We start from the raw sequence: 15,299 nt of genomic DNA, 5'->3' as shown, positions 1-15,299 counted from the left end.
AGCTAGTCCTTCAGCAAATCGCGGCCAATAATGACCCGCATAATTTCATTGGTTCCCTCAAGAATTTGGTGCACTCTTAGGTCTCTTAAGATGCGCTCTATAGGGTATTCTTGAATATAACCATAGCCACCGTGCAGTTGCAGCGCATCGTTAACTATGTCAAAGCCTACATCTGTAGCAAATCGCTTTGCCATAGCTGCTGAAGCGGTTGCATCTGATGTGTTGTTAGAGACTTTTTGCGCAGCACTATAAAGCATTAAGCGAGCCGCTTCTAAGTCAGTTTGCATGTCCGCTAACTTAAATTGTGTCGCTTGAAAAGCAGCAATTGTTTTTCCAAATTGCTTCCTTTCTTTAGTATAAACGATAGCCTCATCCAGAGCACGTTGAGCTCCGCCAATGGAGCAGGCAGCAATGTTTAAGCGGCCGCCGTCTAAGCCCTGCATGGCAATTTTAAAGCCTTGACCTTCATCGCCTACTAAATTCTCAGCTGGGATCCTACACTCATCAAACATCACCATTGAAGTTGGTTGACTGCGCCAGCCCATTTTCTTTTCCTGGGCGCCGAACGAAAGGCCTGGCGTGTCCTTTTCTACAACGAAACAGCTAATCCCTGCTGCGCCTTGATCACTGGTCTTGGCCATCACTACGTAAACATCCGATACTCCACCACCAGAAATAAATGCCTTTGTACCGTTCAAAATATAGTCATCCCCATCTCTCTCGGCTTTTGTCTTGATGCTCGCAGCATCAGAACCAGCCCCAGGCTCCGTTAGGCAATAACTTGCCAACGTCTCAAGAGTAGAAAGAGCTGGCACATATTTTTTCCGAACCGTTTCATTTCCGAAACTATCGATCATATAAGTAGCCATATTATGAATGGAAATCATTGCTGCTGTGGAAGGGCACCCTTTTGAGAGCTGTTCAAAAATAAGAGCGCTTTCAACACGAGAGAGTGCACATCCGCCCATTTCCTCAGAAACATAAATCGAGCCAAAACCAAGTTCACCAGCTTGCTTGACAACATCGCTAGGCCATAGCTTCTTTTCATCCCACTCAGCAGCATTTGGATAAAAGACGTCTTCGGCAAATTGACGTGCCATGTCCTGGATCGCACGTTGATCTTCATTCAGATTAAAATCCATATTCTCTTCCTATGATACAAAGAGGCGCGCCAGCTCTTGTCAGCGCGCCACTAGATTTTTGAGACCTATAGTGTTGGGATTTAGTTCAGTTTATTACCGTTCGTATCCCAGATTTCAACATCGCCAAAACCAAGCGCTTTCACTTCTGCTTCGATCTTCGCTCGATCCCCAACAATCAACCAAACTAATTTGCTTGGATCAAAAGCCTGGCTGGCAGCTTTAATCGAGCTGATATCCATTGATTGATACCGCTGTGGTAGCGTCGTTACATAATCCATCGCACGACCAAACCTAAGGTTAGATGTCAAAGAACCTAATACAGCACCTCCACCTTCATATTGGCCTGGCAGTTTGTTGATTTTACTTGTTACAAAGCGATTAAGTTCAGCTTCAGTCGCTGGACGTGATGTCTTATACTCAATAATTTCTTTCTTGAGTTCAGCCAAAGCGTCTTTGGTCTTATCGGTTTGAACAGGAGCATAAACCAACCACATGCGCTCGCCTCTTGCATCGAATGTAATGGTGTAAGCACCGTAGGCCCATCCTTTATCTTCGCGCAAATTCATATTGACACGCGCCGTAAATTCACCGCCGAGAATGTCGTTTGCCATTTCTACGTTCAACGCTTCAGCATCTCCTTTTCCAGGAATAAGATGGCCCGCAAGAACGAGAGACTGAGGGCTGCCGGGCTTATCCATGATAATCACTCGGCCTTTACTTTGCTCTGCCACTTTTGCCACATTTTTTGTTGGCAGAGGGCTCGCAGGAACCGACCAATCGCCGAAAGCTTTTTCAAGAGCAGGTTTCAATTCTTCCATGGTGACATCCCCTACAACAACCATTGTTGCGTTATCAGGACGTAGCCAATTAGAATGGAAAGCCATCATATCTTCCCGTGTGAGGGAAGTAATCGACTCTTCCGTGCCGGACCCTGTGTAGGGCAAGGAATATGCATGGTTATCACCGTATAGAAGACCTGGCAATGTACGCAGCCCAAGTTGAACAGGATTTGCTTTTTCCTGAGTGATCCCAACAAGCCAACGCTTGCGAAGACGATCCATCTCGGTCTGATCGAATTTCGGGTTTCTAACCACATCTGAATAAAGAGCAAGCGATTGATCCATCGTAACTTTCAACGTGGAAAGACTAACAGATGTCATATCCAAGTTAGAGCCGCTATTGATGTTTGCTCCCAAAGATTCTGCTTCTGCTGAAATCTCCAGCGCTGTTTTTGTTGCAGTCCCTTCATCAAGCATCGCTAAGGTGAAGCTAGCTGTTCCAAGTTTGTTACCGAAATCTGCTGCATATCCAGCATCAAACTGTAAGCTCATATTCACAACAGGAACAGTCGATCTTTTAGCAAGCATCACTTTCATGCCATTCGATAAGGTCGTTTCTTGAATCTCAGGGAATGCCAGAGAAGGCATTTTACCAACAGACGGCAGCGCAGAGCGGTCAGCCCCCTCAGAAGCCACAGAATATTTCTTCTCAGGGACAGTCGTCAGCTGATAATATCCACCACCAATCTCTTTATTTGCAATATCTTTAATTGCTTTAGGCGTGGTAACAGCAATCCACCTTAAACTATCAGTCGCAAAGGACGGAGTACCCGCATAGAGTTCTCCCTGTGCAAGGGCTGTCGCCTTACCCCCAAAACCACCAATTTTCTCGAGACCTCTAACAGCGCCTGCAATAATTTTGGTTTTGGAACGGACAACTTCTTCTGCTGTTGGCCCCTCTTCAAGAAATTTTTGTAGCTCAGCATTTAAAATTTCTTCTACTGCAGATGCCTCCACTCCAGGCTTAATGTCAACTTGGACTTCAAACAAACTGGTTAGTTCGAAAGGCTGCATAGAAACAGAAACATCAGAAGCAAGCTGGTTCTTATAAACAAGCGCTTGATAGAGGCGGCTATTTTTCCCTCCACCAAGAACACTAGCTGCAACGCGCATGAGTTGCGCATCCTTGCTCGTGCGACCAGATATAGCCCAAGCACGGTTAATCCGTGTATTCGGTGCTCCTTTATCTGTAATTTGTTCAATGGTGTTATGACTATGGGTCGGTACCCACTGTTTATGCTTTCTTAAAGCAGGGCCTGCTGGAATATCACCAAAATATTTTTGCACTTTCTCCCGTGCAGTTGCCTCATCAATATCACCGGCTAAAACAATCACTGTATTAGCGGCACCGTAATATTCTTTGAACCACATTTTTACATCTTCTAGCGATGCTGCATCTAGATCTTCCATGGATCCTATGGTGCTATGACGGTAAGGGTGCCCCAAAGGAAACATACCCTCAAGCTGATGATACTCTGTCTTGCCAAACGGCGCATTGTCGCCTTGACGCTTCTCATTCTGAACAACGCCGCGTTGATTATCTAATTTCTCTTTAGTGACCGCACCAAGCAAGTGACCCATCCGGTCACTTTCCATCCACAAGGCCATATCAAGAGCCGGCGTTGGAACATTTTGAAAATAATTGGTTCTGTCAAACCAAGTTGTTCCGTTCATTTCAGTAGCGCCGACATCTTCAAAAGGCTTGAAATATTCATCGTTATAATTTTCGGATCCATTAAACATGAGATGCTCAAATAAATGAGCAAAACCAGTTTTGCCCTTTGGCTCATCCTTTGATCCCACATGATACCATACAGAAACATTCACAATCGGAGCTTTCCGGTCTTCATGCACAATCACACGCAGACCATTGTCTAAAGTGAACTTTTTATATGGAATATGGATTTCAATATCAGAAACAGCAGATTTTACAACGGGTGTGTCTTTCGTCTGTTCTGTATTTTCTGGTGTACATGCTGACAATGTGACAGCTGCAACAGTCCCTAGTAGAATAGCTTTAAGCTTCATTCTTCCCTCCTCGCTGGGTGTAATGATATTAATATAAGGCGAGAATTCCTCCTCGCCCTTAGTAGCTTAATTATTCAAAGTCGGAATTGCAAATTCTGCGCCTGCAGTAATGTCATTTAACCAACGTTGAGAGATTGTTTTTGTCTTTGTGTAAAAACGAATACCTTCCATTCCATGCTGGTTAATATCACCGAACGCAGAATTTTTCCAGCCGCCAAAGCTATGGAAAGCAAGGGGTACAGGAATTGGCACATTAACACCAACCATACCAACTTCCACACGATTTGCATATTCTCGCGCCGCATTTCCACTCGCTGTAAATATTGATGTACCATTGCCATATTCATGCTGACTCGGAAGCGCAATGGCTTCTTCAAGTGTATTTACACGGACAATTTGTAGAGTCGGCCCAAAGATCTCATCTTTATAAGACTTCATTTCTGCGGTCACATTATCAATTAATGTAGCCCCAAGGTAGTAGCCATTCTCAAAACCTTCTTCGGTCATCTTAAAACCGCGACCATCAACGACGAGAGTTGCTCCTTCTTCTTCTGCAAGATCCAGGTAGCCTTTTACTTTTGCGCGGTGCTCAGAAGTAACCAGCGCAGCCATTTCAGCCTTAGGGTCCATTGAATGGCCAACATGCAAACTCTCAACGCGTGGCTTAAGCATTCCGACAAGTTTATCAGCGACATCGTCGCCAACACAGACAGCAACAGAAATTGCCATACAACGCTCTCCCGCAGACCCATAAGCTGACCCGATAAGAGCATCCGCAACCTTTTCCAAGTCTGCATCAGGCAGAATAGCCATATGATTTTTGGCACCGCCCATTGCTTGGCATCGCTTTCCGTGAGCATTCGCTGTTTCGTAAACATATTTAGCAATAGAGGTAGAGCCAACAAAGGAAACCGCTTTGACACGCGGGTCTGTACATACTGTATCAACAGCTTCTTTATCGCCGTGTACAACATTAAAAATTCCGTCTGGTAAACCGGCTTCTTTCCAACAGTCAGCTAAAAGCATTGGAACACTTGGATCTTTTTCTGAAGGCTTCATGACGAAAGCATTGCCTGTGGCGATTGCAATGCAGCTCATCCAAAGGGGAATCATCGCTGGAAAATTAAAGGGGGTAATACCTGCAACAACTCCAAGAGGGCTTCTCACATTATACATGTCAATATTACCGCCAACATTCTGAGAAAACTCGCCTTTCAGAAGATGCGGCATACCAGCAGCAAATTCAGCAACCTCAAGGCCGCGTTGTACATCACCTTGGGCATCGGAAAAGACTTTGCCGTGCTCACGAGACAGAGCCTTGGCAAGGTTATCCTTCTCACGGTAAAGAATAGTCACAAGATTTTGTAGAATGCGCGCCCTCCTCACCACAGACTGGGCGGCCCAAGCAGGTTGAGCAGCCTCTGCCGCTGCAATAACATTTTCAACTTCTTCCTTTGATGCTAGAGCAACTTTGCCAATTTGTTCTCCGATTGATGGATTGAAAATCGGGCCAAAACGATTGCTCTTTCCTTGAACAACAGTCCCGTTAACATAATGGTGAACTTCATACATGACGGATTCTCCTAAATATCGAAATATTGTATTTGAAAATGTTATATAGTATTGCATTAATGCATGTCATTAAGATAATTTGCATACTTATTCTGCATATATGCACACAACTATTGAGGCGAGCTTTATGAATTGGAATAATCTTAGGTTTTTTTTGGCTGTAGCACGAACAGGTAAACTCAACAACGCAGCTAAGCGATTAGGTGTAGACCATACAACAGTCTCGCGCCGCATTACCAGCTTAGAAAAAGAACTAGAAGAACAACTCTTTGTTCGATTGCCAAAAGGCTACCTTCTCACTCAAGCTGGGGAAAAACTCATGCCCTATGCTGAAAAAATGGAAAGTGAAAGCCTGGCGCTTCAAGCAGAAATAGCCGGTCAGGATACGGTCATGTCAGGAACGGTAAGACTAGCAACGCCCGAAGGCATTGGCAGTCAATTCATCAGTCCACGACTGCATAGCTTTTTTGCCCGATATCCGAAAATTGAACTCGAACTCGTCGCTGAATCACGCACAGTCTCCCTTTCAAAGAGAGAAGCTGATATTGCAATAACTCTCTCGCGCCCTAGACAGGGGAAAATGCTCATTTCAAAAATAGCTTCCTATCGTTTGAAACTATATGCAGCCAATAGCTATCTTTCCAAACAAGCCCCTATCATTACATCCAATGACCTTAAAGGGCACCCCTTTATCGCCTACGTGAACGATCTACAATCTTATCCAGAATTAAAACTACTGGAAGACCGCGTTCCAAATCCTGAGGTGATCTTCAGATGTACCAATGTAACGGGCCAAGCGCAAGCCGCCGCCAGCGGCCTTGGCTTTGCTCTTCTCCCTGCATTTATAGCAGATAAAATTTCCGGCCTTACAGCACTCTTTCCAGAAGAGATTTATTTAGAAAGGGATATTTGGATGCTTGTTCACGAAGACGTTAGACCGCTTGCCCGTGTGGAATCCGTCTATAGCTATCTCCAAACTTTGTTTAAACAAGAAAAAACCTTGTTGTGGGGTTGAAATGATAGGACCATCTCCCGGCACAAAAGACTTGATTAATCGAGGAAATAGTGGTCTGATTCCCTCATGATGTGTGGTTGTAAGTATATTCTCCTTGCCTTTATTGGACTTAGTCTCTGTTTGGGACTAGCCCAAAATGGAAAGGCTTTTGAGCAATCGCCATCAGATACTTCTCTGAAAACCAATACAATTATCTGGGGGAAATTCCATATCCCCCCTGTTTTCATCCTTCGAGGAACTCATAAAGGTCGGGGCACAGTAGATCAATTTATTAGCTACCTTGAAAAACATCTTCCTACATACAGTCACGAGAGTTATGAGGCTAACATCTCACGTATATTGAATGACATGACAAACGGCAGACCTGTCTGTTCTGTAATGTTGAAAAATACAAAACGTACCGAATCTCTTTATTTTTCTATGCCTGCAATTCTCAATGCACACCACCGGCTTTTCTTCGTTAGAGAAAATATCGCTCGAATTGAAAACATACTCGGCTATAAACTTGGTGCCAGTATCTCATTAGAAGATCTTCTCTCCCATTCTGATACCCTAAAGGCTGGCTTAGTCGCGCAGCGGGCCTTCCATCCGCTTTTAGATAAAGTGTTAGATCAACATAAAGAGAAAATCTTTTATCGATACGGGGCTGGCGCAGTAGAAGGCATCTTTATGATGATGAAAAAGAAGCGCATTGATTACACCATTGAATACCCCTCAATCCAAAAATATGTCAACGAAGTGCAGCAGAGCAGTCATGATTTAGTTGGCCTGCCGATCAAAGAACTCCCTCTCTTTGTTAGTGGGTATGTCGCTTGTACAAAATCTGAGTGGGGAAAAAAAACAATCCATGAGATCAATAAGCTTTTGTCTGAACATCGCACAAAGCCAGAGTTTCAAAAGATTATGGAATATTGGTCCACCCCAGAGGATATTGCCTTAATGCAAAGCGCCTATCCCGCCTTTTACAATAAGAAAAAATAAAACATTCTCTTTTATCTGTTCCCTATAGATATTTTCCTTTGACTTGAAAAAAACCATCACAATCCCCATCTAAAGTTTATAACAGATCTGAACTTTCTTAAGTTCGGACGCAAAAATAATAAAATCAGGAGGAGGTTTTTATGGATTTTGGTGGTTTTTCAGCCTTAGCACTTACCCTATTATTTGTCGGGGTCATTACCATATTCATGGCTGCAACCGTTGTAACACAGGGCTATGAATATACTATTGAACGGATGGGTAAATTCACCCGCACCTTAAAGCCTGGTTTTCATATTATTATTCCTTTCATTGATCGCATAGGCGCTAAGGTTAACGTCATGGAACGTGTTTTAGACATTCCATCCCAAGAAGTGATTACCAAAGATAATGCAATGGTCCGCATAGACGGAGTTGTTTTCTTCCAAATCTTAGATAGCTCAATGGCCACGTATGAAGTAAACGACCTAGAATTGGCTATAATGAATTTATCGACAACAAATTTGAGAACAGTTGTCGGCGGCATGGACCTGGACGATCTTCTCTCAAAACGAGATGAAATCAGCGGAAAACTTCTGATTGTCGTTGACGAGGCTACCAATCCATGGGGTGTTAAAGTGACACGTGTTGAAGTGAAAGATATCGAACCTCCCGTGGATATCGTCAATGCAATGGCGCGCCAGCTAAAATCAGAACGTGACAAACGTGCAGCTATTCTGGAATCTGAAGGGCAGAGGCAATCTGAAATTCTAAGAGCAGAGGGCGAAAAGAAAGCTGCTATCCTGGAAGCTGAAGGCAGAAAAGAAGCGGCCTTTAGAGATGCTGAAGCCCGCGAAAGAGAAGCAGAAGCGGAGGCCAATGCAACCCGCATGGTCAACGACGCCATTTCTTCAGGCGACAGTCAAGCGATCAACTATTTCGTTGCCCAGAAATATGTGGAAACCCTAGGGAAATTTGCAGAGAGCAACAATCAAAAACTTGTCTTTATGCCTCTTGAAGCCAGCAGTGTGATCGGATCAATAGGTGGCATCGGGGAACTCTTAAAAGATATAGGATCTGACAAAAAAGCCGAGACAAGCTCTAGCGGCATTCCAAGGACTTAGGAGGATGGACCCCATGGAACAACTTGTTTTAGAATTAAGTTTCACTCACTGGATGTGGCTGGTCGCCCTCTTCCTCTTTCTGTTTTTGGAAATGTTGGCGCCAGGTATCGCTTTTCTTTGGCTTGGTATCGCTGCAGGTGCCATGGCAGGACTAGTTTTTGTGCTCAGCGATTTAAGTTGGGAGATGCAAACTTTCATTTTCACACTCCTTGCCGTCGCCTCTGTGATGGTCGGGCGCCGTGTTATTAAGGAACAAGGCGATATCCCCTCTGAAAATGAGACCCTGAACCAACGCGGCAATAGTATGATTGGTCGCACAGTGACTGTTGTTGTTCCTATTGAGAATGGCAAGGGAAAAGTTAAAGTCGGTGACAGTCTCTGGCTCGCAACAGGGCCTGATAAGAAAAAAGGTGACAGTGTTACCGTTGCTGACGTAAACGGCACAGAACTGGCTGTAGAATAAGCCAATTTGACCAACCGTCCTAGCTCAGTTACAGTCCCTCCTCACTCTGGGGAGGGATTTTTTATGGTTGATGTACCAACAGATAATAGCACTGAACGCCAAGAAGCTTGGCGCAATCTCGTAATTTTTATGCTTATCATGATCGGTCTCAGTGCCGTCTATAACTTATTGATGATCAATATGGGGCAAATGTCACGCATGCTTGTGGCTGGTGTGATGTGGGCACCGGGGATTGCCGCTCTTCTCACTTGTCTCATTATCAAGCGAAAAATTAGCGACCTGCCATGGGGCTGGGGTGAATGGAAATGGAACTGGATGGCATGGTGGTTGCCGATTGTATATGGGACACTCATTTATGCCCCGATCTGGCTCTTTCAACTAGGGGACAGTAGCTTTCCTAACCCTAAGACACTCGCTGATTGGTCCAGCAATGTAATTGGGACTGGAGAGACAAATATCGTTGCAACTCTCTTTTTTGTGCTGTTGCTCGCGAGTTTCGGTGTTATCGCTTCACTCTCTCGAGCACTGGGTGAAGAGATTGGCTGGCGCGGCTTTATGATTTGGGAAATGCGAAAAGTCATGTCCTTTGGACAACTGGCTGTTTTAAGTGGCCTGATCTGGGGTATGTGGCACTGGCCAGCAATCCTCTTTACAGATTACAACAACGGCGAAGGAAATTTTTATCTTCAACTCGCACTTTTCACCGTAAGCATTTCAGCGATGGGCCCTATTTATGCCTATCTCACATTTAAATCAAAAAGCCTATGGCCTGCAGCGATCCTGCATGCCAGTCACAACTTATTCATCCAAGGCATATTCACACCCCTCACACAGAAAGGGGCTGAAACCCACCTCTATGTCGATGAATTTGGTGTCATGATGCCAATCGTTGTCGTTATGGCTGCCCTCTATTTCTGGCGGCGAGCAAAACGTGAAGGGATGTAATCTCTTTATTTTCTAGCCAGACCGTCTTACTCGTTAATAATAATAGTAAGAACCATTATTAATAGCTTGACGGTCTCGGCTCACTATTGTACTTAATAATCATTCGCACTATCAAGCGATTCTTTAAGAGTGGATGAAGAAGCTATGTACGTATGTTTGTGTAATGGTATTACTGATAGAGATGTAAAGTCGGCAATTCAAAGCGGGGCAAATAGCGTGTCCCGTGTCTATCGATCTCATGATTGCAAAGCACAGTGCGGAAAATGTACTTGTCAGATCAAAGATATGATCCGCGGTCATCAAGCCCACCATTCTAAACAATAAAATCTCCCCTACCCTTTTAAGCATATTTCAACTTGAAAAATAACTTTTTCAGGCACGCCCTACATTTTGCTTCTTTCGAGAAACTTATAGTCATTCTTAGCCGCATTCTTATCTAGCTGTCGGCCGACCCACTTCACGATCTCTCTTTTAAGACTAACTCTCATAATCATTATTAGTTATTGATTTTAAACGACTTTTTCCAAATTCCCTCTTGAAAAACTCACCCGATCAGGCTATATTCTTTTCAAACAAATATAGGAGACAGCCATGAAGGGCGATAAAGGTGTTATTCAGCACTTAAACAAAATTTTGTACAATGAATTGACCGCAATTAATCAATATTTCCTTCACGGGAAGATCCTAAAGGATTGGGGTCTCGACAAACTCGGCGATAAAGAAGTTGAGGAAAGCATTGATGAGATGAAGCATGCTGACAAACTCACAGAGCGTATCCTATTCCTTCAAGGCATTCCAAACTATCAGGATCTCGGGAAATTAAATATTGGTGAAACAGTCAGTGAAATGCTTTCAAGCGACCTGGATATGGAACACCGCGCCCATGTAGATTTGAAAGAAGCCATCAAACACTGTGAAAAAGTGGAAGACTTTGCAAGCCGTGAACTCTGTGTAGAAATTCTTGAAAGTGAAGAAGAGCATATTGACTGGCTTGAAACACAGCTGAGCCTCATCGAACGTGTTGGCGAGCAAAATTATTGCCAGAGTATGATGGGAGATATAGAAAGCTAGATCTTTTTATTCTTCAGACGACCATCAGCCCCAGTGCAGCGCAGTGCAGTGGGGCTTTTTATTTATAGACCACGTCAAAAGGTCTGTCAGCAGCAATGGTCCAAATCAAATCATCCATAACGTCTGACTTCAAAATAGGGTTTTCCGTGCCTTTCGGCGTAACCCCGATCAAGTGGAGGATGTGGCCCTTTACACAAAGTTCTGCCCCTCCTAAATACTGCGCAATTGCGCCTCTATCCAATTTGACCAGTGCCTCTTTCGCCGTCCACAACTGATAAAAAGAATTCCGTGGGTTTTCACAGCTGGCCAAATAGTTTTGTTCTGATTTGTTAAAGTATCTGTTGCTGATCTTTCTGAAATCCCCGCGTTGAAGCTTCATATCTTCCAGATCAAGACCTAACTTCATAGATTGTTCGCATAGTGCAACAGCAACATAAGCACCGCTGTGAGAGAGCGAAAAGGCGGGGGCTAAGGCCCCTTCTAATCTCACTGACCCATCCTTTTGTTTGACCAAAGGGACATTTTCTGCAGAGCATCTAAGAATTTTGCTGAGAGACCGACGTAAAATCATTCTCCCTAGGGCAAAAGCGGCACCTGATTCAGCACTCATTCTGCCAAAGCGAGACATTTCGTCTTCTGACAAGACTGTGAGATCGAGGGTCTCCGTTTCAATCTCTCTTACATATAGAGATAATAGTGCGGTCATTGCGGTACAACTCTCAGCGAAAAAGGGGTAGACCGCATGCTACTATAAATATATCCCTCATCAAGAAAAAACAGTCCACGCTCTTACCTATAAATAGGTTTGCTATGATGTGAATAAACACTTAGGGTGTTTTTATCTAATTTTGGGAGGGCTAAATGAAGAAAATTCTAACATCACTATCACTTGCTGCAATACTGACAACAACAACCATGAGTGCAGACACTAATAGTGACTGGTATAGAGGCGCCGCTATTTCCCCAGATGGCAAGTCAATCTTGTTCCAATATAAAGGCGATATCTTCAAAGTAGCAAGCAAAGGGGGGACAGCCGTCCCCATGACATTACATAAAGCATGGGATGGCCACCCCGTCTGGTCAAAAGACGGCAAAAGCATCGCCTTTGCCAGTGATAGATTCGGTAATATGGATGTTTTCATCATGCCCGCGAACGGAGGTACTGCAAAGCGCATAACCCATCATAGTGCCAATGACATCCCTTCAGATTTCTCTTCAGATAATCAAAAAATACTCTTTTCTAGCACTCGTCAAGATGCTCCAAAATCTGTCATGGGCTTTACCAGAGCTTCGGAACTCTATGAAATCTCTGTTTCTGGCGGTGCGCCAACCATGGTCCTTACAACTCCGGCCTCCGATGCTAAATATAGCAAAGACGATAGTCATATTCTTTACCGCGGAGAAACAGGGCTTGAGGACCCTTACAGGAAACATGACACAAGCAGCTTTACCCGCGATATTTGGCTTTACAGCAAGGCTGATGGTAGTCACAAGCGCCTCACAGAAGAAGCCGTTGGGGATCAGGATCCTGTTTGGGGGAAGAACAGCAAAAATTTCTATTATACGAGTGCTAAGGACGGCACCTTTAACATTTGGAAACAAGACTTAGACGGTAAAAAGAAGCGCTTGTCCTCTCATGAAAACCATGCCGTGCGAAATTTATCCCGCTCAAAATCAGGCTTAATGGCCTACGATCACTTGGGCAGTCTGTTTACCCTTAAAGACGGCGGAAAGCCCAAATATGTTTCCGTTAAAATTGCTGCTGACATCGCTGGAAGCGAAGAAGTAAAAATTCCAGCCGCAGGAATGATGTCAAGTTTCGCGCTTTCGCCAAATGGTAAAGAAATTGCCTTTATTGCTCGTGGTGATGTTTATGTGACAAGTACCGACTATGCCACGTCACGCAGAATCACACAAACTGGGGCCCAAGAGCGCAGCTTAAGCTGGGGCGAAGACGGGAAAACCCTGCTCTACTCTTCAGAACGAGGCGGAAAATGGCGTATCTATGAGAGCCGTTTAACTTTTGAAGAGGAGAAATATTTTTTCGCCTCAACGGGGACAACTGAAAGAGTTCTGATTGATCGTCCAGAAAACGAGGTCGGCCCAGGTCATGCCTTCCGACCTGTTGTATCGCCTGATGGTAAGAAAGTCGCTTTCATTGGAGACCGAGACACTCTGATGATTTTCGATGATGAATCCAAAGAAATCAAGACTGTCATCCCGAGGGAAAACACCTTCCATTATACAGATGGGAACATTGACTTCTCTTGGTCACCTGATAGCCAGTGGATTGCGATTGAGGTTCAAAATAACGGACGTCTCTTTTTCCCAAACATCGCTCTTGTCAAGGCTGATGGTAGTGGTGACATGGCAGACATAACACAATCTGGCTACTCAGAATATAGTCCAAGATGGCATTCGAGTGGATCAATCATTACTTGGGCTACAGCTCGATTTGGCCGCCGTGACCATGGGAGTCACGGAGCTGATTTTGACATAATTGCACAATTCCTTGATCAAGAGTCGTTTGATGCTTTCAAAGCGAGTAAAGAAGATACTGAACTGGCTGAAGACCGTGAAAAAGATATGAAGGAGAAAGAGTCAAACTCTGACAATAAGAAGAAAGAAGATACAGAAAAAGAGGAAACGCCAAAGATAGATATCCAGTGGGAGAATTTTGAGAAACGCCAAGCCCGCCTGACCATTCATTCTGGTTCTCTCAGCTCTGCCCTTCTAAATAAGAAGGCAACGGTTCTATACTATCTTATGCGCGGCGCGAATGGGTATGATCTATGGTCTCACGATCTCAAGAAAAACAGCACTTCCATAATGCTCCCACTCAAGGCTCGCAGCGCATCTATGGAATTAAGCTCTGATGGAAAGTCTTTACTCGTGATGGCCAATGGCCGCCTCTCAATGGTCAACCTTTCAAGCAAAAAACCAAAGGCTGTCCCTGTTCAAGCGACTTTCTTGCTGCACCCTGCTCAAGAGCGCGCTGAAATGTTTGAGCATATTTGGCAACAGGTTGCGGATAAATTCCTGAAGAGTGTCAAGCCGCTTCACGGGGCTAATTGGGATTTGATGAAGGCTGCCTACGCCCCTAAAATCCAGTCTCTCAACAACAACCGTGACTTTGCAGAATTAATGAGTGAAATGCTCGGTGAATTAAACGCTTCTCACACAGGTGCACGCTACAGAGGGCCTCTCAGCGGAGATAGCACACCGTCACTTGGGGCTTTATTTGACCCTGACAAATCAAAAGGCCTTATTATTAAACATATATTTGCTGAAGGACCGCTGGCTAAAGCTGACTTGAACATCAGTGTGAATGATACAATCACCGCCATCAATGGCACGGTTCTAACAGCCCATGTAAACCCTTGGGGTCTTCTGAATAATAAAACAGGACACCGTGTTCGACTTACTATTCAGAAACCAGCTGTCGGAGAAGCCCTACCCGAAGTACGCGATATTGTAATGAAACCAGTTTCTCTTGGAGCAGAATTTTCTTGGCGCTATGAGCGATGGGTAGACCGTATGGAAGCAATGGTTCAAAAACTCTCAGGGAACAGACTGGCCTATGTGCACCTCCCCTTCATGGCTGACAGCGTCTATAGAAATACTTACAGCAAATTAATGGGCAAACATTTCACGAAAGAAGCAGTCGTCGTCGACAGTCGATGGAACCGCGGCGGTGACTTGACCAATGATCTGATCGTCTTTCTCACTGGGAAACGCTATATGACGAATATGCCTTTTGGGATGAAAGCTCAGGGGGAGCCTCTTACGCGCTGGACAAAACCATCTATCCTTCTCATGAATGAAGGGAATTATTCAGACGGCCACTGCTTCCCTGCCGCTTATAGCGGAATTAATGTCGGAAAGACAGTTGGTAAGCAAGTCCCTGGAACCTGCAGTTATGTCTGGTGGGAACGTACTGTCTCTGGCGATGTGATCTTTGGTGTACCAAACTTAGCAATCTTAGGACCTGACGGAAAAACAATCATGGAGAATGACCATCTAGACCCTGATGTCCGTGTAGACCTTCGCCCGGAGGATGTTTTAAGCGGCAACGATGAGCAATTAAAAAAAGCAGTTGAATTAATGCTTGAACAATTAGATAAAGGCACAAAGTAAGCTTTT

The 15,299-nt window shown here is 44.5% G+C and carries 12 protein-coding genes; 8 read left to right on the top strand and 4 right to left on the bottom strand.

What is annotated here, in order from left to right; genetic code table 11:
• Positions 1 to 2: 2 nt before the first annotated feature.
• From QGN29_RS08010 to QGN29_RS08000, 3 genes are all read right to left on the bottom strand, one after another.
• Positions 3 to 1,142, bottom strand: a complete 1,140-nt coding sequence (locus QGN29_RS08010) for an acyl-CoA dehydrogenase family protein (protein ID WP_310797331.1) — start codon at positions 1,140 to 1,142, stop codon at positions 3 to 5.
• An 80-nt stretch (positions 1,143 to 1,222) separates the two neighbouring features.
• Positions 1,223 to 4,009: a M16 family metallopeptidase gene (locus QGN29_RS08005; RefSeq protein ID WP_310797330.1), complete on the bottom strand. Its 2,787-nt coding sequence runs from the start codon at positions 4,007 to 4,009 to the stop codon at positions 1,223 to 1,225.
• 66 nt (positions 4,010 to 4,075) lie between these two features.
• Positions 4,076 to 5,581, bottom strand: coding sequence for a CoA-acylating methylmalonate-semialdehyde dehydrogenase (locus tag QGN29_RS08000; protein ID WP_310797329.1), 1,506 nt, complete (start codon positions 5,579 to 5,581; stop codon positions 4,076 to 4,078).
• Positions 5,582 to 5,708: 127 nt separating this feature from the next.
• Here QGN29_RS08000 and QGN29_RS07995 point away from each other — a divergent pair, with 127 nt between their 5' ends.
• The 7 genes from QGN29_RS07995 (at position 5,709) to bfr (ending at position 11,156) form a co-directional block, all read left to right on the top strand.
• Positions 5,709 to 6,596, top strand: a complete 888-nt coding sequence (locus tag QGN29_RS07995) for a LysR family transcriptional regulator (RefSeq protein ID WP_310797328.1) — start codon at positions 5,709 to 5,711, stop codon at positions 6,594 to 6,596.
• Between the two features lie 120 nt (positions 6,597 to 6,716).
• Entirely contained in the window at positions 6,717 to 7,577 is an 861-nt protein-coding gene (locus tag QGN29_RS07990; RefSeq protein ID WP_310797327.1) for a TIGR02285 family protein, read from the top strand.
• A 140-nt stretch (positions 7,578 to 7,717) separates the two neighbouring features.
• A complete protein-coding gene (locus tag QGN29_RS07985) occupies positions 7,718 to 8,677 on the top strand; it encodes an SPFH domain-containing protein (RefSeq protein WP_310797326.1) in 960 nt (319 codons plus the stop codon).
• Between the two features lie 13 nt (positions 8,678 to 8,690).
• Positions 8,691 to 9,140, top strand: coding sequence for an NfeD family protein (locus QGN29_RS07980; RefSeq protein WP_310797325.1), 450 nt, complete (start codon positions 8,691 to 8,693; stop codon positions 9,138 to 9,140).
• A 63-nt stretch (positions 9,141 to 9,203) separates the two neighbouring features.
• Entirely contained in the window at positions 9,204 to 10,085 is an 882-nt protein-coding gene (locus QGN29_RS07975) for a CPBP family intramembrane glutamic endopeptidase (RefSeq protein WP_310797324.1), read from the top strand.
• A 144-nt stretch (positions 10,086 to 10,229) separates the two neighbouring features.
• On the top strand, positions 10,230 to 10,409 hold the full coding sequence (locus QGN29_RS14485; protein WP_375164594.1) for a (2Fe-2S)-binding protein: 180 nt from the start codon (positions 10,230 to 10,232) through the stop codon (positions 10,407 to 10,409).
• Positions 10,410 to 10,676: 267 nt separating this feature from the next.
• The gene (gene bfr / locus QGN29_RS07970) at positions 10,677 to 11,156 is read left to right on the top strand and encodes a bacterioferritin (protein WP_310797323.1); all 480 of its coding nucleotides are present in this window, start codon (positions 10,677 to 10,679) and stop codon (positions 11,154 to 11,156) included.
• A 58-nt stretch (positions 11,157 to 11,214) separates the two neighbouring features.
• Here the strand turns inward: bfr and QGN29_RS07965 are convergent, their stop codons facing one another.
• Positions 11,215 to 11,862 (bottom strand): 4'-phosphopantetheinyl transferase family protein, encoded by a 648-nt coding sequence (locus tag QGN29_RS07965; RefSeq protein ID WP_310797322.1) that lies wholly within the window; start codon positions 11,860 to 11,862, stop codon positions 11,215 to 11,217.
• Positions 11,863 to 12,017: 155 nt separating this feature from the next.
• On the opposite strand from QGN29_RS07965, the gene QGN29_RS07960 reads away from it, so the two are divergent.
• Entirely contained in the window at positions 12,018 to 15,293 is a 3,276-nt protein-coding gene (locus QGN29_RS07960; RefSeq protein ID WP_310797321.1) for a S41 family peptidase, read from the top strand.
• The last annotated feature ends 6 nt before the right edge of the window (positions 15,294 to 15,299 follow it).

Source organism: Temperatibacter marinus (assembly GCF_031598375.1).
In the GTDB taxonomy this organism is placed as follows: Bacteria; Pseudomonadota; Alphaproteobacteria; order Sphingomonadales; family Kordiimonadaceae; genus Temperatibacter; species Temperatibacter marinus.
This window is presented reverse-complemented; position numbering and strand designations above follow the sequence as displayed.

Excerpts from the sequence above, each read along its gene's own strand:
- QGN29_RS08010 (WP_310797331.1), bottom strand. The coding sequence starts at position 1,142 with ATGGATTTTAATCTGAATGAAGATCAACGTGCGATCCAGGACATGGCA.
- QGN29_RS08005 (WP_310797330.1), bottom strand. The coding sequence starts at position 4,009 with ATGAAGCTTAAAGCTATTCTACTAGGGACTGTTGCAGCTGTCACATTG.
- QGN29_RS08000 (WP_310797329.1), bottom strand. The coding sequence starts at position 5,581 with ATGTATGAAGTTCACCATTATGTTAACGGGACTGTTGTTCAAGGAAAG.
- QGN29_RS07995 (WP_310797328.1), top strand. The coding sequence starts at position 5,709 with ATGAATTGGAATAATCTTAGGTTTTTTTTGGCTGTAGCACGAACAGGT.
- QGN29_RS07985 (WP_310797326.1), top strand. The coding sequence starts at position 7,718 with ATGGATTTTGGTGGTTTTTCAGCCTTAGCACTTACCCTATTATTTGTC.
- QGN29_RS07980 (WP_310797325.1), top strand. The coding sequence starts at position 8,691 with ATGGAACAACTTGTTTTAGAATTAAGTTTCACTCACTGGATGTGGCTG.
- QGN29_RS07975 (WP_310797324.1), top strand. The coding sequence starts at position 9,204 with ATGGTTGATGTACCAACAGATAATAGCACTGAACGCCAAGAAGCTTGG.
- QGN29_RS14485 (WP_375164594.1), top strand. The coding sequence starts at position 10,230 with ATGTACGTATGTTTGTGTAATGGTATTACTGATAGAGATGTAAAGTCG.
- bfr (WP_310797323.1), top strand. The coding sequence starts at position 10,677 with ATGAAGGGCGATAAAGGTGTTATTCAGCACTTAAACAAAATTTTGTAC.
- QGN29_RS07965 (WP_310797322.1), bottom strand. The coding sequence starts at position 11,862 with ATGACCGCACTATTATCTCTATATGTAAGAGAGATTGAAACGGAGACC.
- QGN29_RS07960 (WP_310797321.1), top strand. The coding sequence starts at position 12,018 with ATGAAGAAAATTCTAACATCACTATCACTTGCTGCAATACTGACAACA.